The following is a 22,794-nucleotide window of genomic DNA, read 5'->3' on the forward strand; positions in this document are numbered from 1 at the left end:
GCCGGGCGCCCCCCCCCCTCCCCCCCCCCGCCCCCTCGGCCCACCCCAACCACCCCCCCCCCCCCCCCCCGCGCTACTCCGCCCCGGCCGGCCTGTGGCACACGGACGTCCGTGTGCCACAGGCCGGTTCTCTACGACCGATTTATAAGACTTTTTCAGGGAGTTGGCGGGATGGGACTGACCGCGAAGATCCGTACCCGGGACGGGTGGGCCGTGTCGCACGCGGTCGTCACGGTGACCGACATGACCGGTACGCAGGTGCTGCGGGCCGAGGCGGACGCCGAGGGAGCCGTACGGGATGCCACCGAGCTGGCGCCGGGGGCCTACACGGTGATCGTGACGGCCGTCGGGTACGCGCCCGCGGCCTCCTCCGCGATCGTCACCGGGAGCGGCCGGGCCGAGGCCGGCACGATCACCCTGGCCCGGCAGGGCGGCACCGAACTGCCGCCGCCCGGGCCCTGGACCATCGACCCGGTGCACTCCTCCGTCGCCGCGGTCGCCCAGCACCTGGGGATCTCCAGCGTGCACGGCCGGTTCACGGAGTTCGGCGGCACGATCGAGATCGCACCGGACGACGTCACCAAGTCCCGTGTGGAGGCGGTGATCAGGGCCGCGTCCATCGACACGGGCAACGGCATGCGCGACACGCACCTGAAGTCCGGGGACTTCCTCGACGTGGAGCGGCACCCCGAGATCACCTACCGCTCCACCGGGGTGACGGCCGTGGGTTCGGACCGCTGGACGGTCCACGGCGAGCTGTCCATGCACGGGGTCGTACGACCGGTGGACCTGGACCTGGCCTACCTCGGCACCGGCGCCGACCCGTGGGGCGGCACCCGCGCCGCGTTCCGCGCCACGGCCGAACTGCACCGCGAGGACTTCGCCATGAACTACAACCAGGTCCTGCAGGCGGGCATCGCGGCGATCGGCACGACGCTGAAGGTGGAGCTGGACATCCAGGCGGTGCAGGGAGACTCACTGCCCCAGGCGTAGGCACGACAGGGTCAGCCACAGGGGCGCCCCCTGCCCCTACGCTGCCCCCATGGCACCGAACATCGCGACCAACACCCGTGTATCGCTGGACGAGCTGCTGGACTTCGTACGCCCCCGGCACCGGGCCCTGCTGATCACCCGCCGCGCCGACGGCGGACCGCAGGCCTCGCCGCTGACCTGCGGGGTCGACGACGCGGGCCGGATCGTCGTGTCCACCTACCCCGAGCGCGCCAAGACCCGTAACGCCAAGCGGGACGCCCGGGTCAGCCTGGTCGTGCTGAGCGACGAGTGGAACGGGCCCTGGGTGCAGATCGACGGCACGGCCGAGGTCGTCGACGCCCCCGACTCGGTGGAACCGCTGGTCGAGTACTACCGCACCATCGCCGGTGAGCACCCTGACTGGGACGAGTACCGGGAAGCCATGGTCAAGCAGGGCAAGTCCGTCATCCGGGTGACGCCGGAGCGGTGGGGGCCGGTGGCCACCGGCGGGTTTCCGGCGCGGCTGGCGGCCGGCGAGGAGTAGTCAGCCGCGGTCGACCATCGCCTCGATGCCGGCGATCAGCAGGTCCAGGGCGAAGTCGAAGTCCCGGTCCATCATCTCGGCGACCGTGTCCCCGCCGCGGGCGTCCATGATCTCCTTGGACTCCTGGAGGACGTCCGCGGCCTGGGGATGCCGCTGGGCCTCGGTCATGGACTGCTGGAAGTAGTCGTCGGGGGACAGCCCGGAGTCCGCGATCCGTCCCAGGAACTGCACCTCCAGCGTGCCGTAGCCGTAGACGAACTGGAAGACGGCCGAGATGGCGCCCATCATGCGGTGCGCCGGCAGCCCGGTGCGCCGTACCACCCGCTGGACCGCGCGGGAGTACGCCAGCGCATTGGGGCCGATGTTGAGGTACTTGCCGGCCAGCGGCGACAGCCAGGGGTGACGCACCAGCAGTGCCCGGTACGCGTCGGCCAGCCCCCGCAGCTGGTCCCGCCAGTCCTCCGCCGTGTTCTCCGGGTCGGGCAGCGGCAGCTCGCCGAAGGCCGCGTCCAGGGCGAGTTCCAGCAGGTCGTCCTTGGTGTCGACGTACCAGTACAGGGACATCGCGGTGACGTTCAGCTCCGCGGCCAGCCGCCGCATGGAGAACTTCGCCAGCCCCTCGGCATCGAGCAGCCGCACGGACACCGAGGTGATCCGCTCCCGGTCGAGCCCCGAGGGCTGCCCCCCGCTCCGGCCGCCCCGGCGGGCCTGCCCCTCCAGCCAGACACTGGCTCGCGGAGACCGACCTGCTTCCTTCACCACCGGCGCACCTTTCTAGTTTCGGCCACTGGTCCAACTTAAGGGGCGGACACCTGCCCGGACCCCCGGGCCGTCAGGCGATCCTCCGCTCCGCCCGCTTCAGAAGCCCCGCGGCCACCAGCCCGCCCACCAGCACCGCGACAGCCCCGACCAGCTGACCGGCGCCGAGCCCGGCGGACAACGACTCCCCCGACGCCACGGAGGAGCTGAGCACGGCGCCCAGCACGGCGACACCGAGACCGTTGCCGAACTCGGCCAGCGTTCCGTTGATCCCGGCCCCCACCCCCGCCCGCTCCGGAGGAATCGCACTCATGATCGCGTGGGCCATCGCCGGGTTCGCGACGGCGCACCCCGCGCCGATCAGCAGCAGACCGAGCAGCGTCCCGCCGTAACCCCCGGCGTCCAGCTCCGCGATGGCCACGAGACCCGCCGCCATCAGCACCATTCCGAGCGCGATGGACACCGGCGTGCCCAGCCGGCCGGACCACTTCGCCGACAGACCGCTGAAATTGAGCAGCACCACGGTGAGCGCCAGCGGAGCGGTCCGCAGGCCCGCCTCCAGCGGTGCGTAGCCGAGGACGAACTGCAGATGCTGCGTCAGCAGGAAGAGCGCACCGCCGATCCCGAACATGAGCAGCACGGCCCCGGCGACCGCCCCCGTGAACCGCCGGTCCCGGAAGAAGTGCAGGTCGAGCATCGGGTCGGCGATCCTGCTCTCCCACCAGGCGAACAGGGACAGCACCAGGACCGCCACGGCCGCCGAACCGAGTACGTGCCGGGAGGCCCAGCCGTGGACGGGGCCGGAGATGATCGCGTACACGAGCGAGGCCATGCCGATGGTGGACAGGAGCGCGCCGAGCAGGTCGGGACGGTCCCCGCGAGGGTTCTTCGACTCCGGTACGAGGGCCGCCACCGCCACCAGGCCGAGTGCGGCGACCGGGACGTTGATCAGGAAGATCGCGCCCCACCAGAAGTGGTCGAGCAGGAATCCGCCGATGAGCGGACCGGCCGCGAAGCCCAGCGCGTTCACCGCACTCCAGATGCCGATCGCCTTCGGCTGCTCCTCGGGCGCGAAGATCTGCATCGCGACGGCCAGCGTGGTGGTCATCAGCAGGGCGCCACCGATGCCCATGCCGGCCCGCGCGGCGATCAGCTGGCCGGTGGAGCCGGCGAGTCCGGCCGTCAGCGAGCCGACGCCGAACAGGGCGAGCCCCGCCATGAGCATCTTCTTGCGGCCGTAGCGGTCGGCGGCGCTGCCCGCGGTGAGCAGCAGCCCGGACTGCACCAGGGAGTAGGCGCTGATCATCCACTGGATGTCGGAGGTGGCCGCGTGCAGCTCGCGGGTGAGCGAGGGGATGGCCACGTTCAGCACGGTGTTGTCGAGCAGCACGGTGAGCTGGGCGAGGCAGATGACACCGAGGATCAGCCAGCGCTTGGGGTGGCCCGGGGGTGCGGTGGACGGAGACATGTTGTACACCGTATAGACGGAGCTATACGGTGTACAACACGGTTTTCCGTCAGCTGCCCTTCCGCGTGAGGTCGTAGAAGGCGGCCCGGCCGACCGTGACCTTCTTGAAGTTGCTCTGTACCCACGAGCTGATCTGCGAGGACGTGCCGGAGCGGGAGCCGGGGCCCATGTCCCCGCCGGCGATGAAGTAGTGGATCCTTCCCTCCGCCACGTACTTCTTGAACTGCGCCGGCGTCGGGGACGGGTCGGTGCCGTTGAAGCCGCCGATCGCCATCACCGGGTCACCGGTGGCGAGCTGGTAGCCGGCCGCGTTCTGGGAACCGATGGACGCGGCGGCCCAGGTGTACTTCGAGGCGTCCTTCTCCAGCAGCCGCTTGGCGGCCGACGACACGTGCGCGCCGTTCAGCAGGCCGCCGAAGCCACCAGCGCCGCCCCCGCCGCCTTCGCCCATCCGGCCGCCGCCGGGGAAGCCACCGCCCGGGAATCCGCCGCCGTTCCGGCCCTGCCCGTTCTGGCCCTGACCGTTCTGGCCCTGACCGTTCTGGCCCTGGCGGCCGGGCGGGCCGCCGCCGAGGCCTCCGCCCGGGAATCCATGGCCGTTCTGGCCGTTCTGGCCCTTCTGACCCTTCTGACCCGGCATCCCGCCGCCGAAGCCGCCCCGCATGCCGCCGCCCAGGGGACCCCGGCCGCCGCCGAAGCCCATCCTGCTCGCGCCCGCCGGGCCCGCCGTCGGGATGGAGCCGGTGTGCGCGGAGTCCACCGTGCTGAGGGTGTACGCCGTCGGTCCGGCGAGCGCGGCCACCAGGCCCACGGCCACCGCCCCGAGGGCCGGCCGCCGGGAGATCCTCCCGGCGAAGACCAGGCCCAGCGCCGCCGTCAGACCGCCGATCAGCACCAGCCACTTCAGCCAGGGGAGGTAGGCGGGGGTGCGGTAGAGCAGGACGTAGCCCCAGGCCGCCGCGGCCACGACGGACGCGGCGAGGGTGATCGCCGCCCAGGTCTCCGCGCGCTTCTCCCACAGCAGCCCGGCCCCCATGCCGACGACGGCCGCGAGGTACGGCGCGAGGGCCACCGTGTAGTACTGGTGGAAGATGCCCGCCATGTAGCTGAACACCACCATGGTGACCAGCAGCGAGCCGCCCCACACCAGGAACGACGCCCGGGTGACGGACGTACGGCGCAGCCCGCGCGTCGCCCACAGGCCCGCGACCAGCAGGACCAGCGCGGCCGGGAGCAGCCAGGAGATCTGGCCGCCGACCTCGGAGCCGAACATCCGGTCCCAGCCGGTCCGGCCCCACTGCCCACCGCCCCTGCCGCCGCCACCGGGGACCACACTGCCGGTCTCGTCGCCGCTGAGCCGGCCGAATCCGTTGTAGCCGAAGGTCAGCTCCAGGAAGCTGTTGTGCTGCGAACCGCCGATGTAGGGCCGGGAGGAGGCCGGCCACAGCTCGACGACCGCCACCCACCAGCCGCCCGCGACGACGAGCGCGACGGTGGCCAGGCCCAGCTGGGCCAGGCGCCTGCGCAGCTTCACCGGGCCGCAGACGGCGTAGCCGAGCGCCAGCGGCGGCAGGATCAGGAAGGCCTGCAGGGTCTTGGCGAGGAAGGCGAGGCCGATCGCGGCGCCGGCCCGCACCAGCCACCCGGTCCGGCCGTCCTCCACCGCCCGTACGACGAAGTAGCAGGCCAGTGACATCAGGAGGGCCAGCATCGCGTCCGGGTTGTTGAACCGGAACATCAGCGCGGCGACCGGGGTGAGCGCGAGCACCGCGCCCGCGATCAGACCGGCCACCGGGCTGAACCGGCGCCGTACGGCCGCGTACACGACCGCCACCGTGCCGACGCCCATGAGGACCTGGGGTGTGAGGATCGCCCATGAGTTCAGGCCGAAGATCCGGACCGACAGCTCCATCGGCCACAGGAACGCCGACGGCTTGTCGACGGTGATGGCGTTGCCCGCGTCCAGCGAGCCGAAGAAGAACGCCTTCCAGGACCTGCTGCCGGCCTGTACGGCCGCCGAGTAGAAGGAGTTGGCGTAGCCGGAGGCGCCGAGGCCGTACAGGTCGAGCAGGAGGGTGGCGGCCAGCAGGCCGAGGAGGGCCGGGCGCGCCCAGCCCGGGTCCTCGGGCCGGCCGCGCCACAGTCTGCGCAGGACGGGCTCGCGGGGCGTGCGCGGCTGAGGCGTCCGCGGGGGAACCGTGGGAGGCGGCCCCCACCCGGTCGTACCGCTCCGCTGGTGGGTGGTCATCGAGGGTCCCCCGGGTGGGTGTCGGCGGTGGTCGGGTACGACGTCCGGTACGGCACCGCCCGCTGGGGCAGCGGTGCGCGGCTGTCGGTCGGTGAGGGCTGGACCGGGGTGGCGGTCATCGTGGGGGCGGCGTCGGACTCGCCGCGGTCCGGGAAGACCCAGGCGCGGAAGAGCAGGAACCGCAGCACGGTCGCGGCGAGGTTGGCGGCGACGAGCACCGCCAGTTCCGTGGAGTGCGCCGGGCTGTCACCGGCCGCGTCGAGGGCGGCCAGCGAGCCGCTGGTCAGGGCGAGGCCGATACCGAAGACGACCAGGCCCTGCGCCTGGTGCCGTACGGCGCCGCCCCGGCCGCGCACCCCGAAGGTGAGCCGGCGGTTGGCGGCCGTGTTGGCGATCGCCGAGACCAGCAGCGCGAGGGCGTTGGCGGTCTGGGAGCCGGAGAACTGCCGGAAGACGCTGTAGAGGAGGAGGTAGAAGAGGGTGGACAGGCCGCCCACGACGCAGAACCCGACGAGCTGGCGGGCAAGTCCCCTGGGGACTCCGGCCAGTTCGCGGTCGCGCGGGTCGTCACCGAAGGGCCGGGCGAGCCGGTCCAGCGGCAGCGAACCGCCGGCCAGTGCCCTGCCGACCCGCCAGACGCCCCTGAGGTCCTCGGCCGCGGTCCTCACGATGTGCACCGTGGAGTCGGGGTCGTCGACCCAGTCGACCGGCACCTCGTGGATCCTGAGCCCCGCCCGCTCGGCGAGCACCAGCATCTCGGTGTCGAAGAACCAGCCGGTGTCCTCCACCAGCGGCAGCAGCACCTGGGCCACGTCCCGCCGGATGGCCTTGAAGCCGCACTGCGCGTCCGAGAAGCGGGCCTGCAGGGAGCCGCGCAGGATCAGGTTGTAGGCGCGGCTGATGAACTCCCGCTTCGGGCCGCGTACGACCCGGGAGGCGCGGGTCAGGCGGGAGCCGATCGCGAGGTCCGAGTGGCCGGAGATCAGCGGTGCCACCAGCGGCAGCAGGGCGTTGAGGTCGGTGGACAGGTCGACGTCCATGTAGGCGAGGACCGGTGCGTTCGAGGCCGACCACACGGTCCGCAGGGCCCGCCCCCGGCCCTTGTGCTCCAGACGGAAGCCGGCGACCTCGGGGATCTCCGCCGCCAGCCGCGCCGCCACCAGCGGGGTGGTGTCCGTGGACGCGTTGTCCGCGATCGTGATGCAGAAGGCGTACGGGAAGGTGCGCGTGAGGTGTTCGTGCAGTCTGCGGACGCACGGCCGGAGGTCCTTCTCCTCGTTGTGGACGGGGATCACTACGTCCAGGACAGGCGTTCCGGCGTCTGCGGCCGGGAGGTGCTCCCGCGCCGGCAGGGTGCCGGGAGAAGAGTCGGTTCGCATGGGGCCGACTCTCGTCAGGCCCCCTGTTCCACCCGTGTGGTGGCGCTGTGCCGTGCCTGTGAGTGCTGTCGCCGGCTCGGCTGCGGCTGTCGCTGCGGCTGCGGCTGCGGCTGCGGGGCGAGCGCGGGCAGATGCACCGTGAACACGGTCCGTCCGGGCACGCTGTCCACGGTCACGGCACCGCCGTGCGCGGCGGCGACGGCCTGCACGATGGCGAGCCCGAGTCCGGTGGACCCCGTCGCCCGGGACCGCGCGGAGTCCCCTCGGGCGAACCGCTCGAAGACATGCGGCAGCAGGTCCGGCGGAATGCCCTGCCCGTCGTCCTCGACGGCCACGCACATCCATGGCCCGCGCCGCCGCACGCGCGCGGTGACGGTCGTACCGGGCGGGGTGTGCTTGCGGGCGTTGCCCAGCAGGTTGACCAGCACCTGCTGGATGCGGGCGGCGTCCGCGGACACGAGCGCGGGCTCGGACGGCAGGTCGAGCCGCCAGTTGTGGTCCAGGCCGGCCGCGCGGGAGTCGCTGACGGTGTCCACGACGAGCGGGATGAGATCGGTCTGCTCGAACTGCAGCGGCCGGCCGGCGTCCAGCCGGGCGAGCAGCAGCAGATCCTCGACGAGGAGGGTCATCCGCCCGGCCTCGGACTCGATCCGCCCGAGCGCGTGCCGCGTGTCCGGCCCCACCTGCTCGCGCCCGCGCCGGGTCAGCTCGGCGTACCCCCGGATGGAGGCGAGGGGGGTGCGCAGCTCATGGCTGGCGTCGGCGACGAACTGCCGTACCCGCGTCTCGCTCTGCTGCCGGGCGTGCAGCGCACCGTGCACATGGTCGAGCATCCGGTTGAGCGCGGCGCCGACCTGGCCGACCTCGGTGTGCGGGTCGCACTCGGACTCCGGGACCCGCTCGCTGAGGTTCACCTCGCCGGTGTGCAGGGGGAGTTCGGAGACCCGGGTGGCGGTGGCGGCCACCCGGCGCAGGGGGCGGGTGGCGACACCGACGAGTACGTGTCCGGCGAGACCGGCGGCGACGAGACCGGCGGCGGTGACGCTCACCTCGACGAGGATCAGGGTGTCGATCGTGTTGTTGACCGTCTCGGTCGGCAGGGCGACGTAGTAGGTGCCCTCGGCTCCGGTGACGTACCGCACGAGGTACTCGCCCAGGCCCGGGATGCCGACGGTGTGCGTGCCTTTCGTGTGGGGCACCCTGTTGAGGGCGTCGATGCGCTCGTCGCCGAGGGGGACGGCATCGTTCCGCTGGTAGGGGCCGTTCTCGGTGGAGGCCTTCCTGGCGAAGACCGCCCGGGTGACCCTGCCGTCGGCACCGACCTCGGCGGCGATGGTCTTCGGCTGCGTCGGTCCCTTGACGAAGACCGTCAGCCGGTCCGTCAGCCCCGGGTCGTGCATGCCGCCGGGCCGCATGGGCCCCGACAGGCGCTTGCCGGCCTCCGCCACCTGCCCGTCCAGCTGGTCGTACAGATGAGTCCGCAGCGCCAGGGTCGTCACCGTCCCGATCACCGCACACACGACGGCGATCAGCACCACGGAAGCGACGACGAGCCGCGCCCGCAGGGTCCGCGGCTGTCCCGCCCGGCCTGTCCGCGGACGCGTCCGTCGTCGCCCGCTCATGACACGGCGGGCTTGATCAGGTAACCGGCTCCGCGCCGCGTGTGGATCATCGGCTCACGGCCCGCGTCGATCTTCCGCCGCAGGTAGGAGATGTACAGCTCGACGACGTTGGCCTGGCCGCCGAAGTCGTACGACCAGACCCTGTCGAGTATCTGGGCCTTGCTGAGCACACGCCGCGGGTTGCGCATGAGGAAGCGCAGCAGCTCGAACTCGGTGGCGGTGAGGTGGATGTTCTCCCCGGCCCGCGACACCTCGTGGCTGTCCTCGTCGAGCGTCAGGTCACCGACGACGAGCACGGAGTCCGTCCGCCGGTCGGCGGCCCCGGACCGCCGGATGAGCCCGCGCAGCCGGGCCACGACCTCCTCCAGGCTGAACGGCTTGGTGACGTAGTCGTCGCCGCCGGCGGTGAGCCCGGCGATACGGTCCTCGACGGCGTCCTTGGCGGTCAGGAACAGGACCGGCACGTCCGGCAGTTCACGCCGCAGCCGCCCCAGCACGGTGAGCCCGTCCATGTCGGGCAGCATCATGTCCAGTACGACGGCGTCGGGCCGGAACTCACGGGCGGTCTGCACGGCTCCCTGCCCGTCCCCCGCGCTCCTGATCTGCCAGCCCTCGTAACGAAGGGCCATGCTCAGCAGTTCGGTGATCGACAGCTCGTCGTCCACCACCAGCACGCGGACGGGGCTCCCGTCCGGCCTCAGCAGTTCGGTGCGCCCCCGGGGCGAGGTCGTGGTCATGGTGGACACCTTGTCGGGGTCCTCTGAGAAGACGCTTTCCGATGTCTGTGATTTCCCTGAGAAACACACAGGTGTCTCTCAGGAAGCACCTGGGAAGCGCTCACTCCCGCGCGAAGACGTGCGCGTGCTCGACCCTGGCGACATGGATCGCGTACCGCTCGAACCAGCGCTCCCGGCCGCGTCGCTTGGCCGCGAGGTGCGCCGGGTGGTCCCGCCACCGCTCGATCCCGGCGAGGTCCCGGAAGTAGGCGACGGAGACCGCGAGTCCGCCGGGGGTGCGGGCGGCGTCCTCGCCGAGGAAGCCGGGGACTTCGCGGACGAGGCGGGAGAGGTGTTCGGCGGTGCGCTGGTATCCGTCGGGGTCGGTGTCGGTGGGGACGGAGGTGAAGACGACGGCGTAGTAAGGGGGTTCGGGAAGGCAGGCGGGTGATGCAGGGGCGTCCGTTTGATCGCTCATGTCAACCACGTTCGCCCAGGGGCGCCTTCGGGGCCATGGCCCTTACCGAAAGGGATCCGTACGGGATCGAAGTCTTTGCCCTGGCCCCCGGGACGCTCAGAACAGGCCCTCCGGCGGCTGTGTGAACTCCCGCACCGGGAAGGCGCATTCGGCGCCGGTCCCCGAAGCCGTCGGGGGCACCAGTTCCCAGCCGGTCATGAGCCGGGTGTCCAGGACGACGACCCCGCGCCGGTCTCCGGCGACCGCCAGATGCAGATCGGGCCCGGCGGCAGCGACCAGCTCACCGCTCACACCGCCACCCGGGACGAGTTCCACCACTTCCCCGAGAGCGGCCGGAGCACCGGCGAGACCGAACATGCCCGCGTGGTCGACCACTTCACAGGGCTCCGGCCGCAGCGACTCGGGCCAGCCACTGAGCGCCCCGGCCCGCGCGTGCAGCTCCCGCACCTCCCCCGCACGCTGCGCCGCGGTCTCCGGCAGCGCCGACCGCACCGCACGCTTCCCGGCGTACGGAATCCGGTCCGGTACCCGGAGCGCGGCCCGCAGCAGCTCCTCCGTGCGCCGGGCGGCCATCAGCGGTCCGGTGCCCAGCCAGCTGAAACAGACGGCACCCTGCTCCAGCAGCCGGGCCGGGCCCCGCTCGACCGCGGTGATCCCCACCTTGACCATCCCGGGACCGAACCACGCCAGATACACCCGGTACGGCCGCGGATCACCGGCGATCGTGTCGGCGGCCACGGAGTGCGCCCGGTCCAGCCGCGCGCACTCCTCGCACCGGGCCCCCGTACTCCGCCCCGGCACCACGGCACGCACCGGGCAGGCGTGCCCGCGCGCCCCGACGCACCGCCGCGTCGAGCCCGCCGCCACGGCGAACGCGACCCGCTTCCCCCGGGGCAGGGCACTGCGCCGCCCGCCGTCCCACATGAGCACGGGGCCGTCCGGTGTCCAGCGCAGTCCCGCGCATGTCCATACGTGTGCCATCACTCGTGAGCGTAGAGGCCGGGTCGGACAGTGCCCCGGGGGCGGCCCGGGAGGGGGCGGGGCGCGGGCGGGGAGGCGCATGACGAAGGCCCCGGATCGCTCCGGGGCCTTCAGTCTCACTCAGCGGTGATCAGCGGATCCCGTGGATCAGCGGACGTCGACGTAGTCGTAGGCGTCGGCGACGGACGAGTTGCCGTTGCCCGCGTAGTGGAAGCGCCACGTGCCGTCCGCGGAGGCGGTGACCGTGGTCTTCGCGTAACCGCTGGAGGAGGTCGTCACGGTCTTGACGGTGCTGTAGGTGCTGGTGCCCGCCTTCTTGAACTGCAGCTGGACGGGCTGGCTGCCGTAGCCGTAGTACTTCAGGTAGCTCCAGCTGGCGCGGTTCAGGGTGCCGGAGACGGTGATGGTCCTGCCCTTGGCGACGGGCTCGGGGCCGGCGTTGAAGCCGCTGAAGCTGCTGGCGCGCTTGACCCAGTGGTTCTTGTAGAAGTCGTCCTCCATGGCGTCCCCGTCGTTGGCGGACGCGTAGACGGTGACGTTCCACTTGCCGTTCAGCTCGCTGCGCCACAGCCCGTCGGCCTCGCCGGGCTTGGCCGTGATGGTGAACTTGCAGGTGGCGGCGGACGCGCTCCAGTAGTCGCAGCTCTCGGCGCCGTCCTGGTTCCAGAGGAAGCCGTCGACGTCGCCGGACTCCAGGCTGGTGCCGTGCCACAGGGCGACGTCCACGTCGTGCTGCCCCTGCAGGATGCCCGAGGGGTCGGTCACCGTCACATAGACGTTGAACGACTTCGGCGACAGGCCGACGACGACGTCCTTGTCGGCGTTGACGGTGACCTTGGTGACCTGGATGTCACCGTCCTCCCCGGTGGCGGGCGACGCGGCGACGGACTGCTGCTTGCTCGGCGCCTGGTGGGCGCTCTTGAACTGCTCGGCCTTGGCGGCAGCCGGGTTCCCCTCGGCGTGCGCGGCCGGTACGGCCAGGGCGGTCATGGCCGCGGCACCGGAGAGGGCCGCGGCGGCCAGGCTGGCACGAATGCGCATGTTGTTCCCCAAGTGAGGAATGGGGCCTCAGCGAGGTGGGGGACTCGCGGGCCCGACGGTTCTGAGGAGTCTGGCGACTCGTACCGGAGACCCACGGGAACTGCGAACGGTTGCATGAAAGATGAACCTTTTTTCGACCGGGTTCACCGCCCAGGCCGCCCACCGTCGACGAGCTGGGCGCCCGCACTCGGTCAGCGGCCTGTTCATCACACCGATCGGTCACACACATGACCCCGGAGAGGTCCGGCTGTGGCGGGGGGACTTCCGCACCAGCAACAAGCAGGACATGTGGGAGTTCCTGGCCGCCGACGAGGAAGGACTGTGGCGGATCAAGAACGGGCGGGACGATCTGTACCTGACGGTCAGGGACAAGCACCCGAAGGCCGTCGTCTACCAGGATCGCTGGAACGGCAGTCACAAGGGGCAGCTCTGGCGGATGGTCCAGGCCGACCCCGCTCAGGCCGATGTGGTCATCGCTTCGGCGCTGGACGAACGACTGGTGATCTCGCCGGTCGAGGGCTGCCATGGGGCGGAGACCACCCTGGAGGTCGACCAGGTCGGACCCTACTCGGACCAGTTCTGGCGCTGGCGCAGCCCGCGCGGCTGACCTCAGCGGCGGGCTGGGACCACCCGGCCGGACGCCTTCGGCGGACGACGGCCCTGCCAGGACACGTTCCTGGCGGGGTCGTCGTCCGCGCGCTCACGGCGCTTTGGAGCAGAGCGAGACGCACGGGCCCGGCTTGATCCTCACGTCGCGTGAGGATGGAGGGTGGGGTGCATGAGCGACTACTACAACGCGTTCGAGATGAGTCCCGTGCCCGCTCCCGGCCCGGACGCGGTTCCGCCGGAGCCGTTCCGCGGCATCTACGGAATGCCCGCGTTCGTGACAATCCCCACGAGCGATCTGGCGGCGTCGGTGGACTTCTGGATCCGCGGGCTCGGGTTCTTCGAGCTGTTCAGCATCCCCGGCAGGCTCGTGCATCTGCGCCGGTGGGCGTTCCAGGACGTACTCCTCGTCACGGCGCCGGACGTTCCGGAGCAGGCACCCGCGATGAGCGTCAGTTTCGCGTGCGTGCTCAGCCAGGTCGACTCCCTGGTCGAGGCCTGCCGCGCGGTGCGCCCGCACTCGGTCGACGGTCCACGGGACACCCCCTGGAACACCCGTGATGTGGCGGTGACCACCCCCGAGAACGCACGGATCGTCTTCACCGCGGCGAAGCCCTTTGATCCGGCCAGCCAGGAGGCGAGGAACCTCGAAGCCATCGGCATCACGCCACCGGGCGCCGGCCGCGGCGACCACGAGAACTGAAGCTCTCCGGGGCCTCTCGCGTTTCAGTTCTTCAGGTCAAGGACGATCAGGTGCATGCTGTCCGTGCCGGCGTAGGTGACGAACACGCCCGCCCCCTTGGCGATGGCGTTCGGGGTAATGGTCGCTCCCGCCAGGGGCTTGGCGGCGCCCGTGGTGACGGACACGGAGACCGGAGTCCTCGGCGTGTCCTCGCCGGCAAGACCGTAGGCGGTACCGTCGTCGCCGACAGCCGCGAGGGTGATCTTCCTGGCGCCCTCACCCCTGTCGGTGCACGCGCCCTTCCCCGTCTTCAGGTCGAAGACAATGCCGCCCTTGACCAGATAGCGGCCGTTGGGGGACAGGGCCGGCCGCACCTCCGCGAGGTTGTTCGGGCTCGGAGCGTCCGCGCCGTACTCGGTCTCCTTGGTTCGGCACGGGGCGGTGGCCTGGACGGCGCCGGTCGCGAGGTCGTGGACGGCGGAGACGTCGTCCGCCCCCTTGAGCCAGTTGGCGATCACGTGGTTGCCGGCGGCACCGACGATGCGGCCGTTCGGCGTCTCGTCCGTGCCGAAGCCCACGTTCTCTTCCTTGCGGACGGCTTCGACGCCGGGCGGAGCCACCTTCGTACTCTGCCAGCCGCCGTCGGCGCCGAAACCGCCGTCACCCCCGACGCCCTCTTCGCCGTTGGTCACGAGGCCCGTCGGGCCCTGGAACGACATGCGGTAGTCGGGGTCGACCGCCTTCCCGTTCAGCGTCACCTTCGCGTTGCCGGTGTCGGTGACCTTGCCGTCGGGAGACACCAGGATGCTGTCGCCGCCGTACGAGGTGACGACCAGGCCCCCGGGCCCGGGGAAGACGCCGGGCCGGTCGAACTCGCCGTCCGGCGCCTCGGCGTTCCCCGCGCCTACCGGGGAAACACTCTTCCCGGAGGCGTCGGCGGGATAGAAGGCCACGGAGATGACCTCCTTGTACTCGTGGAGCTCGTCCTTGCGGGCCTCACCGCGCGCCCACACTGCGAAGTAGTCGCGCTGTGCACCAGGGATCAAGGCGATCTGCGGGACCGCCGGCGCGCCGGACTGCTCGTCGCCCTGCTCCTTGGCGGGCTCGGGGCCCTTCCACGGCTTGCTCGTGAACAGCACCTTGCCGGACGACGCCTCCCGGACGTTGAGGACATAGCCCTGCGCGGTCTTGTCGAGGTAGGCGACGGAATCACCCTTCCCCGAAACCGCATAGGGCAAGGGCTGCCCCTGAGGAAGCCAGTCCGCCCGGACCTCCCAGCCCTTGGCGCTGTCGAAGGCGGCCGGCACAGTGATCCTGCTCTTCAGCGGGGCGCCGCTCGTACCTCCGGTGCCGCCCCCCTGCGCACTCTCGCCGCCGGTGGCGCCACCGTCGGATTCGCAGCCCGACAGGATGCCCACGAGCGCACCCGCCAGCAGCACGGACGTCGCCGCCTTGCCGATCCTCATCCTCAGCCTCTTCGGATTCATGGGGCGATGAGGCGAAGTGCCATCTCCCCCGGTGGATGGTCTTCAAACGATCAAGCGAAGGGGGAGATTAGCAGCCGTGTGCGGTGCTGAAGACTCCGTTCGGAGCCAAGCGGTCTGAAAGCCAGAGGCCCCGTGGATGACTCCACGGGGCCTCTGAACTGTTGTGCACTCGGCAGGATTGGCCGTGATCAACGGTCTCTGTGTGCCGTCGTTGCCGTCAGGGTCGCCGTCAACTCCCAACGGTGCACCGGCTAGCGCTGCCTCGCAGGGTGCGCAGTACCGCAGGCCCAGCCCGGCTGAGAGTCACAACTTTCTCTACGGGGTCAAGCCCCGGCTGCGCTCCGCTCCGCCGGGCGATAGGGCCGGTGGCCATGAGTCGATCACCGTGTACGCGACGGTCAGAACAGTGCCTCCGGCGGGGAATCGGCCGGCACCGGGATGGAGGGGGCGCCGTCGCCGACCGCGGGTCCGTCGTGGCGGATGCCGGGGGCTCCCATCCCGCGCACCATCGACCCAGGCAGAGCCGAGCAGACGCGGCCCCCTGGCGTACGGGATGGGAGCCGGGTGAGTCGTGGGCTGAGGCCACGCGTCTAACAGACCTCCGCTACCAAGTCTTGGGCCTGAAGTACCGCTTGTTTCGCTTCCAGCCATGCCTCAGTCGCGGATCGGACCCGCTCTTCTGCCTGCTGTACTTTTTCTGGGTCCGGATGTTGTTGCTCCGTCAGCTCATCAAGCTGTTTCTGGGCATCGTCCATCCGTCGTCGAGTCCGGTTGACTTCGTCTTGAGCCTTCTTGAGGGCCGCCTTTGCGTCTGTGCAGGGGTTATGCGCAGCCTCTTGGACCATCTCCAGCCTCCCTCTGAGCAGTCTGGCATCCCTTGCAGGGTGCACTCTTAGTATTTGACTCGCTCGACAGTTGCATCCGTGTGGGTGAACACTCACAGGATCGACGATCGGCCTTACGTGCCACTCTCGTGCCAGACCGGGCGGGGAGCAGCGGGGAATCACGGTGCCCAAGAGGCCAAACACCCGCAACCGGCCCAAGGTCGGAAATTTGCAGGTCAGCGGCTCGGCCGCCCAACCCTGACCGGTGACCGTCGCCTTGATAGAGGGGCCTGGTCGAGAAGTTCGACATGGCCGGTCGCATGGATCGCCTAGGTCCTAGCGGCAGTGGGCCCGGTCACTCTCCACCACCAACGGTGGATTCGAGATATCAACGAGTAGTAGCCCAATATTCGACTCAAAGTTATTCTCCTCGGCGAGGCACTAAAGAGCAGCTCGGAGCGATTCACTCCACTATGGATCCGTCCGCAGAGCCAACCAATTTGTATGGCCAGCTCCTCGAAGTAGATAAATCCGGTGCTGACTGAGTACCTTTCCTCATCCCACCTTCGGATCTGTTGAAGGTAGGCACGAACGCCTTCATTCTCCCAAGACCGAAGCGCGGCATACCCTATGGTGGTCGGCATAATGTCGGCGATCTTGATCACCGCGCGGCACCAGTTGTGACCTACCGCATTGAAGTAATCCAGGTACTGAATCAGGTCTAACTCTTTATCGGTGCCAAGGATGCTTTCGTCGTAGCGGAATCTATCGTGGTCTATATCCATGAAAATAGACGTCAGCGCCTGACTGTCATAAAAGTCGTTCGTGTAATTTCTGATAAACTCGGCCCTTTGTGTGAGGCGAGACGCTCTACTGCTTAACACCCATGTGGCGACAGTGATACCAGCTGCCACAATTGCCACAGTCACTTCAGCTTGCACAGCTCGGCCTCCTGGGGCTAGAAAACCGTCCCTGCTTGCCAAAGTAGCCGAGCCTGCTGATGTAAGCAGCCAGAATTCCAGAGACCCGGTAGGGCAACGCATTGCCATGGCTGCGAGACCTTTCCTGAACCCCAACCGCACCAGATTGAGCAGGGAACGGCGGGAGTCACCGTGGCAGCAACTGAGGCCCGGCAAGGCAGTAGATCGGCCGTACGCCCAGGTGGGGCCCGAAGCGCTTCAGTGTGCGCCCGCGGGCATCTGGCAGATCCAGCGTGCGCCTTCCCCGCCGGGGGGGAACGACGACCAAGACAGGAGGCTCGTGTCAGCGAAAGGTAGTGACAGGCACCTTCCGATGCCCGGTTCATCAGGGCCTGTGGTCCGCGTACGGTGTGGCCCAGCATAAAGAGAAGGAAGCAAAGGAGAAGAAGCGCAAGATCCGCAAGAAGCGCTAGCCCCGGCTGACATCCAGGGTGTCGCAGTTCAATCAGCCGAGATAGGGCCGATCACGGTGCTCCAAGAAGTGACGGATCCTGAGTCGCTGCGTGTGGTGCATCGGCAGTTGATCGATCTCTTCTGGCTGGACGAAGCACAGCTCCGTGGATTCCTCCGAGATCGCGAGCCGGCCACCCATCACCCGGGCAGTGAAGCAGACGTTGAACTGCCTGCGCACCTCACCGTCCGAATAGGCGATGACGTGGCGCGGGTCGGTGTAGGTGCCCACAAGCCCGGTGATCTCTACGTCCAGACCGGTTTCTTCCTTCACCTCGCGGACGGCCGTTCCCGGGAGTGAGTCGGACATCTCCATGCCGCCACCTGGCAGCGCCCAGAGATCGTTATCCCGTCGGCGCTGAAGGAGAATGCGCCCTTCGTCGTCGGTGACCACGGCGGACGCTGCGACCACCAGGCTGTTCGGCTCCGGTGCCGCTGGGTCGTCGTAGTACTCGGTTCGTGCCATGGTCACCCTTCTCGTACCGGTGTCGCGGTTCCCCACACCGCGTCGAAGCTGCTGGCGTAGGTGTCGAACATGCCGCCCTTTCCGCTTCGCCGGAGATGCCACACGGGAGCACCGTAGGCGTTCACGCCCCAGACATGGGCATTGACCAGTGCCTGGTCATCCGCACGATAGATCGAGTTGTAGAGCGTGGTGGCATGGGTCCGCACCTCGATGCCAGGTACCCCGGCAAGGGGGCGGTAGTGCATGACGGCGAGTCGGCAACGAGACTCGATACCGTGACCGAACCTCTCCTCCTCGCCGCGCTGTTGGACATTCGTGCTGTCGGGATCGCCGATCGCGATGCGGACCGCACACCCGTCATCCGCTCGCTCTCGCAGTAGGTCATTGAGCCGCGGGTATGCCTCGTGCAGGAAGACGGCTGCATACACCAACACGTCGATCCGCTCGCGGGCCTGGGTCAACATGTCCACGAAGGTGGACACGGGGATGTCCGCTCGCTGGTCATAGAGGGCCACAAGTTCCGGACTGACAGCGCGGGCAGGGCGTGCCTGCCGGAGCGCGGGCCATAGAGCGTGCACGTCTTCTCCTAGTATTTCCGCTGCCAGCATGGCCGTGGCACGGCGCGGCGTACGCCCCAGATTGACCCATCGCTCAACGGACTTGGGGTCGACTTCGAGCTTGTCCGCAAGGGCGGCGTACGTCCAGCCGCCGGCCGCCATGGCAGCACGTAACCTCTCGTTCGGCATCCCAATCTCTCCTAATACCCCGGGACGGCACTAGGGACGTTCTACCCGACGCGGGACGTCCCGAAGTGGGGTTTGTCGGAGGTTCCGACGTCCTGATGAGCGGCAGGATGCTCGTCTGCATGGCGAGCAACCAGCAGACCAGACCAGGCATCGGCGAACTGGCGAAGGACACCGCCAGTGGACGAATCGGCGTCGTCATGGGCGAGGTCGGCGCCAGGGTGCAGATAAGGCCCGTCGGCGGCGGCGTCGAGTGGGACGCCCTGCCGGACAACGTGGTCGCGCTGACCGCGCGGGAGGAACTGAGAGCCCGCCTGGCCATCAAGAACGGCAACAGCCGGGACGGACTGTGATGGGCGCCATCGGCCGGTACGCAGGGGTTCTCTTCATCATCATGATCAGCGGGTCCTGTGGCCTGGTGATCGGCATGGCCCTCGGTATCAGCCGGTAGACCGGCCGCCCCGAACAGGGGTGCCACCTTCCTTGGCTCCCCCTTCCCCGCTCGGGGCGCCCTTCCAAGCCCTCCGGTGGTCCGTGGTCCACGCCTCGGCGACCGATGTGGGCGCAAGTGCCAGAGCACAGCGACACTCAAGGAGTATTCGCATGACAGCAACGGCCAACGACCAGAAGACCGGCCGCGCGGTGGCTGGTGAGGAGCTGTTCGACAGCCTCGCCCACTTCGTGGTCACCCACAACGGCCAGTCCCGCGAGCGGGCCGAACGGATCGCGGACCAGGCGGTGGCCTTCGTGGTCACCGCAGCGACCGCCACCGTGCCCATGGTCCCGTCGGACGACGTGGACCTCGGCCTGCACGCCCTCATCCTGCACACCAAGGAGTACGCCGACCTCTGCGAACGGTTCGCGGGCCGCTTCCTCCACCACAACCCCAAGCCGGGCGGAGGGCCCCGTGACCCGAAGAAGGTCGCCGCCTCCGCGCACGCGATGAAGGCGGCCGGGTTCATGGTCTTCGACGACCTGTGGACCGTGGGCGGCACGAACCTCGCGCAGTGCGACTCGGACTGCGGCCGGCCCTACGGTCAGGCGTAGCGACACGACACCAGCGACGCGGCCGACTTCGACATGCGGTCGGCCGCGTCGCCCGGAAGGAGAACAGACGTTGTCCGGGACACCCCCTGAACTGCCGATCGTCGTGCTCGACGCACTCATGCCCACCACTCAGCGCCTGATACTCAATCGCAGGGGCTCCATGGTCTGGGAGGTCGAGAGCCATCGAGGCCACTACGCCGTGAAGATCGGTTACCCCATCGAGGCAACGGCCGAATGGTCTGCCCAGCCCTGGACGGCGCTCGCACCCGCACGCGAAGGCGCCGTGCTGCACCGCCTCGGCTTCCATGACTTCGCGTACGGCGAATGGGACGGTGGTACCTGGAACTTCCAGCCGTGGCGGGAAGGACCGGACCTCTACCGGCTGTGGGAGCACTGCCGGACGCCGGACTCACGCGTGGAACCGCACACCAGCGTGGCGCTGGGCTGCGTGGAGGCGCTGGCCGAACTGCACGCCCAGGGCTGGGCTCACGGTGACGTGCAGCCCGCGCACTTCATCATCGGCCCGGATCGCACGCACCTCATCGACCTGGCCCTGGCGCGCGGCGGCCACGTACCCGAGGGGTACGACTTCCCGTTCCGCGGCTGCCTCGTCCACTACGAAGCCCCGGAGATCGCGCGCAGCGTGCTCGCGACCGGAGAGGCAGAGCCCACTCAGGAAGCCGACATCTACGGGCTCGGCGCGTCACTGCTCATCTCCGCCACAGGCTGGCGGGCCGTCGAGTACCCCGATGACGCACCGCGCCCCGTGCAGCGAAGGGCCGTGGCAGACGGCAAGCGTCGGCCCGTCAAGGTGCGTGGCGAACTGGGCGAGCTGATCGAGGCCATGCTCAGCCATGCTCCGGAAGACAGGCCGACGATCTATGAGGTCGGCAAGGCCCTCAGCTGATCCCGAAGCGCCGGCGCTCCCCGACGACGCATCCCACACCGAAGACCAACCACACAAAGACCGGACCACCCCTCAGCCTGGACAGCATTCCGGGTGCTGCAAGAAGCTTCCCTCTGATCGGACCGTGCGCTTCCTGCTCGTGATCCTGCGGGCCGCCCTCCAGCACGCCGTACGGGAAGACGAGCTGCCGCGCAACGTCGCCCGGAACGTGGAGCTGAGCATGGGAACGAAGCGCGAGATCGAACCGCTCACCGCCAAGGAAGGGCGTCAGCTCCTGGCGGCGGCCCGTGACAACCGGCTGTGGGCCGTCTACGAGGTGGCGGTCCGCGTCGGACTGCGTCGGGGTGAGCTGCTGGGGCTGCGCTGGTCGGACGTGGATCTTCACGAAGGTGTCCTCACCGTACGGCAGGCCCTACAGCGGGTCGGCGGCGAACTGCTGATCGTCGCGCCGAAGACTCAGCGCTCGGCCCGCCGCGTGGCCCTGCCAGCCGAGTGCGTGACCGCGCTCCGTGCCCAGCGCGCCCAGCAGATGGCCGACCGGAAGGCCGCCGGTAACAACTGGACGGGCACCGGTCAGGGTCTCGTCTTCACCACGAAGAACGGGACCCCCATCGAGCCGCGCAACCTGAACCGGTCCTTCGAGACGCTGTGCGTCCGCGCGGGAGTCCGTAAGGTCCGCTTCCATGACCTGCGCCACACCTGCGCGTCCCTGCTCCACGAACAGGGCGCAGACGCTCGGATGATCATGGAAGTCCTCGGCCACAGCTCCATCCGCGTGACCATGGACACCTACACCTTCGTCCGGCTCGACTCCCAGCGCTCCGCCTTCGACCGCGTCGGGGACGCACTCCGGGGTGACGACGACAGGCCAGACGATGACGACGGCGCGGCCAGCGCCCACGTAGCCGTTTGATCGGCCCCACACTCACCCGGTTAGGTCGAACCGATGACCACGTCGTTGCGACCCAGCGCTTCGGGGGAAGAGCAGTGGAGGACAACTCGACAGAAGGGTGACAGCGTGCAGGCCAGTGTCGGTGACAGGATTCTTGTTCACGGTCGGATCGTGGGACAGCACGATCGCACCGCAGAGATCATCGAGGTGCTCGGGGCGAATGGGGGACCTCCCTACCGGGTCCGTTTCGAGGACGGGCACGAGACGCTGATGAGTCCAGGCCCGGACACCATCGTCCGCCCCTTCGCGTCCAACGACTAGGAAGCCCTCCGACCCCGGCGGTTGCCGTCAAACACTGCCGTCAAGGCAAAAGCCAGAGGCCCTGTGGATCACTCCACAGGGCCTCTGAACTGTTGTGCACTCGGCAGGATTCGAACCTGCAACCTTCTGATCCGTAGTCAGATGCTCTATCCGTTAAGCTACGAGTGCTTGTGTTCTTTTGTGTTGTCTCCGTTTCGGCCCTTTCGGCCCGTCCCGGCGACAGGAAGAACATTACATGACTGCCGCCGTCATGTGAAATCCGATAGGCAAACCCCTTGTGACCTGCGAAAACGTCGACGGAGGGCGGGAACGCCGAAGCCCCGGTCCTGGGGACCGGGGCTTCGGGATCGGTGCGGAGGCGGAGGGATTTGAACCCTCGATCGGGTGTTAGCCCGAAACCGCATTAGCAGTGCGGCGCCATAGACCGGACTAGGCGACGCCTCCAGCACAACCGCTCACGCGAGCGCGCGAGTGGTGCGTGCAGATGATGACACAGCCGAGCGGCCTGTCACCAATCGCCCCCCACGGTACTAGGCAGTCGGGCCGCAGAGCAAAGGGCTTCCTCCGGCGAGGCGCGCCGCAACGTCCGGGGGCCGGAGGCGTTGGGCAGGTCATGGTCTTTCTTCTTCAGCGAGGTCCGGCGCGCGCCGGTGTCCGGCCGGGTCCGGTTCGGCGCGGCGTCGGGCCTGTCCTCGCCGCCGCCTCGGGGCTCCTCGCCCTGTCCGCCGTACCCGCCGTCGCCGCGCCCGCCGGGCCGCCGCCCGTGCGGCCCGGGGACCGGGGCGGCGATCACCTCACCGTCGTCGTGCAGCAGGCCGGATCCGGGCGGGACGGGACGTACGAGCTGTCCTGCCATCCGGCCGGCGGGAACCACCCGGACGCGGTGGAGGCCTGCCGGGTGCTGGACGAGCGCACGCGCTGGGGGCGGGACCTCTTCGCTCCGGTGGCGCCCGGCAGCACCTGCACGATGCTCTACGGCGGACCGGCCACCGCACGGGTGACCGGCACCTGGGCCGGACGCAGGGTCGACGCCGGCTACGACCGCAGCAACGGGTGCGAGATCGGGCGGTGGGACGGGCTGGTGCCGCTGCTGCCGAAGCTGGGCTCGGTGCCCGTCTGAGCGGCTGGGGAAGGGTCTGGGTGGGGGAAGGGTCTGGGTGGGGTGGCTCATGGGCTCATGG

The 22,794-nt window shown here is 69.5% G+C and carries 23 protein-coding genes and 2 tRNA genes; 10 read left to right on the forward strand and 15 right to left on the reverse strand.

Features of this window, described 5'->3' with window-relative positions; translation table 11 throughout:
• Positions 1-171: 171 nt before the first annotated feature.
• Together ABT171_RS10020 and ABT171_RS10025 are read left to right on the forward strand one after the other, a co-directional pair.
• A complete protein-coding gene (locus tag ABT171_RS10020) occupies positions 172-993 on the forward strand; it encodes a YceI family protein (RefSeq protein WP_351241778.1) in 822 nt (273 codons plus the stop codon).
• Positions 994-1,042: 49 nt separating this feature from the next.
• Positions 1,043-1,516, forward strand: a complete 474-nt coding sequence (locus ABT171_RS10025; protein WP_351241780.1) for a PPOX class F420-dependent oxidoreductase — start codon at positions 1,043-1,045, stop codon at positions 1,514-1,516.
• Here the strand turns inward: ABT171_RS10025 and ABT171_RS10030 are convergent, their stop codons facing one another.
• The 9 genes from ABT171_RS10030 to ABT171_RS10070 all read right to left on the reverse strand — a co-directional run bounded on the left by ABT171_RS10030 (position 1,517) and on the right by ABT171_RS10070 (position 12,208).
• Entirely contained in the window at positions 1,517-2,278 is a 762-nt protein-coding gene (locus ABT171_RS10030) for a TetR/AcrR family transcriptional regulator (protein ID WP_351241782.1), read from the reverse strand.
• A gap of 70 nt (positions 2,279-2,348) precedes the next feature.
• Positions 2,349-3,743 (reverse strand): MFS transporter, encoded by a 1,395-nt coding sequence (locus ABT171_RS10035; protein ID WP_351241784.1) that lies wholly within the window; start codon positions 3,741-3,743, stop codon positions 2,349-2,351.
• Positions 3,744-3,792: 49 nt separating this feature from the next.
• A complete protein-coding gene (locus tag ABT171_RS10040) occupies positions 3,793-5,991 on the reverse strand; it encodes a glycosyltransferase family 39 protein (RefSeq protein WP_351241786.1) in 2,199 nt (732 codons plus the stop codon).
• On the reverse strand, positions 5,988-7,370 hold the full coding sequence (locus ABT171_RS10045; RefSeq protein WP_351241788.1) for a bifunctional glycosyltransferase family 2/GtrA family protein: 1,383 nt from the start codon (positions 7,368-7,370) through the stop codon (positions 5,988-5,990). Before ABT171_RS10045 ends, ABT171_RS10040 begins: the two co-directional genes overlap by 4 nt.
• Before the next feature lie 14 nt (positions 7,371-7,384).
• Positions 7,385-8,992 (reverse strand): sensor histidine kinase, encoded by a 1,608-nt coding sequence (locus tag ABT171_RS10050; protein ID WP_351241790.1) that lies wholly within the window; start codon positions 8,990-8,992, stop codon positions 7,385-7,387.
• Positions 8,989-9,729: a response regulator transcription factor gene (locus tag ABT171_RS10055; RefSeq protein WP_351241792.1), complete on the reverse strand. Its 741-nt coding sequence runs from the start codon at positions 9,727-9,729 to the stop codon at positions 8,989-8,991. The genes ABT171_RS10050 and ABT171_RS10055 overlap by 4 nt, the downstream gene beginning before the upstream one ends.
• Before the next feature lie 100 nt (positions 9,730-9,829).
• Positions 9,830-10,186: an antibiotic biosynthesis monooxygenase family protein gene (locus ABT171_RS10060; RefSeq protein ID WP_351241794.1), complete on the reverse strand. Its 357-nt coding sequence runs from the start codon at positions 10,184-10,186 to the stop codon at positions 9,830-9,832.
• A 96-nt stretch (positions 10,187-10,282) separates the two neighbouring features.
• Positions 10,283-11,167: a DUF2797 domain-containing protein gene (locus tag ABT171_RS10065; protein WP_351241796.1), complete on the reverse strand. Its 885-nt coding sequence runs from the start codon at positions 11,165-11,167 to the stop codon at positions 10,283-10,285.
• Positions 11,168-11,314: 147 nt separating this feature from the next.
• Complete coding sequence (locus ABT171_RS10070; protein ID WP_351241798.1) at positions 11,315-12,208, reverse strand: calcium-binding protein; 894 nt, start codon at positions 12,206-12,208, stop codon at positions 11,315-11,317.
• 121 nt (positions 12,209-12,329) lie between these two features.
• Here ABT171_RS10070 and ABT171_RS10075 point away from each other — a divergent pair, with 121 nt between their 5' ends.
• Complete coding sequence (locus ABT171_RS10075) at positions 12,330-12,815, forward strand: RICIN domain-containing protein (protein WP_351241800.1); 486 nt, start codon at positions 12,330-12,332, stop codon at positions 12,813-12,815.
• Between the two features lie 171 nt (positions 12,816-12,986).
• Positions 12,987-13,517 (forward strand): VOC family protein, encoded by a 531-nt coding sequence (locus tag ABT171_RS10080; RefSeq protein ID WP_351241802.1) that lies wholly within the window; start codon positions 12,987-12,989, stop codon positions 13,515-13,517.
• Positions 13,518-13,540: 23 nt separating this feature from the next.
• Here ABT171_RS10080 and ABT171_RS10085 read toward each other — a convergent pair whose 3' ends face one another.
• The 4 genes from ABT171_RS10085 to ABT171_RS10100 form a co-directional block, all read right to left on the reverse strand.
• Positions 13,541-14,962 carry a hypothetical protein gene (locus tag ABT171_RS10085; RefSeq protein WP_351241804.1) on the reverse strand — a complete coding sequence of 474 codons (1,422 nt, stop codon included), beginning with the start codon at positions 14,960-14,962 and terminating at the stop codon, positions 13,541-13,543.
• 1,174 nt (positions 14,963-16,136) lie between these two features.
• Positions 16,137-16,748, reverse strand: coding sequence for a hypothetical protein (locus ABT171_RS10090; protein WP_351241806.1), 612 nt, complete (start codon positions 16,746-16,748; stop codon positions 16,137-16,139).
• A 484-nt stretch (positions 16,749-17,232) separates the two neighbouring features.
• A complete protein-coding gene (locus ABT171_RS10095; RefSeq protein ID WP_351241808.1) occupies positions 17,233-17,703 on the reverse strand; it encodes an NUDIX domain-containing protein in 471 nt (156 codons plus the stop codon).
• A 2-nt stretch (positions 17,704-17,705) separates the two neighbouring features.
• Positions 17,706-18,449 (reverse strand): DUF5919 domain-containing protein, encoded by a 744-nt coding sequence (locus tag ABT171_RS10100; RefSeq protein ID WP_351241810.1) that lies wholly within the window; start codon positions 18,447-18,449, stop codon positions 17,706-17,708.
• Between the two features lie 107 nt (positions 18,450-18,556).
• On the opposite strand from ABT171_RS10100, the gene ABT171_RS10105 reads away from it, so the two are divergent.
• The 5 genes from ABT171_RS10105 (at position 18,557) to ABT171_RS10125 (ending at position 21,613) form a co-directional block, all read left to right on the forward strand.
• A complete protein-coding gene (locus ABT171_RS10105) occupies positions 18,557-18,799 on the forward strand; it encodes a hypothetical protein (RefSeq protein WP_351242335.1) in 243 nt (80 codons plus the stop codon).
• 250 nt (positions 18,800-19,049) lie between these two features.
• Positions 19,050-19,493, forward strand: coding sequence for a glycine-rich domain-containing protein (locus ABT171_RS10110; RefSeq protein ID WP_351241812.1), 444 nt, complete (start codon positions 19,050-19,052; stop codon positions 19,491-19,493).
• A 70-nt stretch (positions 19,494-19,563) separates the two neighbouring features.
• Complete coding sequence (locus ABT171_RS10115) at positions 19,564-20,400, forward strand: protein kinase domain-containing protein (protein WP_351241814.1); 837 nt, start codon at positions 19,564-19,566, stop codon at positions 20,398-20,400.
• Positions 20,401-20,524: 124 nt separating this feature from the next.
• Entirely contained in the window at positions 20,525-21,313 is a 789-nt protein-coding gene (locus ABT171_RS10120) for a tyrosine-type recombinase/integrase (protein ID WP_351241816.1), read from the forward strand.
• A 105-nt stretch (positions 21,314-21,418) separates the two neighbouring features.
• The gene (locus ABT171_RS10125) at positions 21,419-21,613 is read left to right on the forward strand and encodes a DUF1918 domain-containing protein (protein WP_351241821.1); all 195 of its coding nucleotides are present in this window, start codon (positions 21,419-21,421) and stop codon (positions 21,611-21,613) included.
• A gap of 95 nt (positions 21,614-21,708) precedes the next feature.
• Here the strand turns inward: ABT171_RS10125 and ABT171_RS10130 are convergent.
• Positions 21,709-21,781, reverse strand: a tRNA-Arg gene (locus ABT171_RS10130).
• Positions 21,782-21,966: 185 nt separating this feature from the next.
• Positions 21,967-22,057 (reverse strand) — tRNA-Ser (locus tag ABT171_RS10135).
• 169 nt (positions 22,058-22,226) lie between these two features.
• Between ABT171_RS10135 and ABT171_RS10140 the strand changes: the two genes are divergently transcribed.
• Positions 22,227-22,733, forward strand: coding sequence for an SSI family serine proteinase inhibitor (locus ABT171_RS10140; protein ID WP_351241823.1), 507 nt, complete (start codon positions 22,227-22,229; stop codon positions 22,731-22,733).
• Positions 22,734-22,794: the final 61 nt, after the last annotated feature.

Origin of the sequence: Streptomyces sp. NPDC001851 (genome assembly GCF_040297165.1) — a bacterium.
GTDB lineage: Bacteria > Actinomycetota > Actinomycetes > Streptomycetales > Streptomycetaceae > Streptomyces.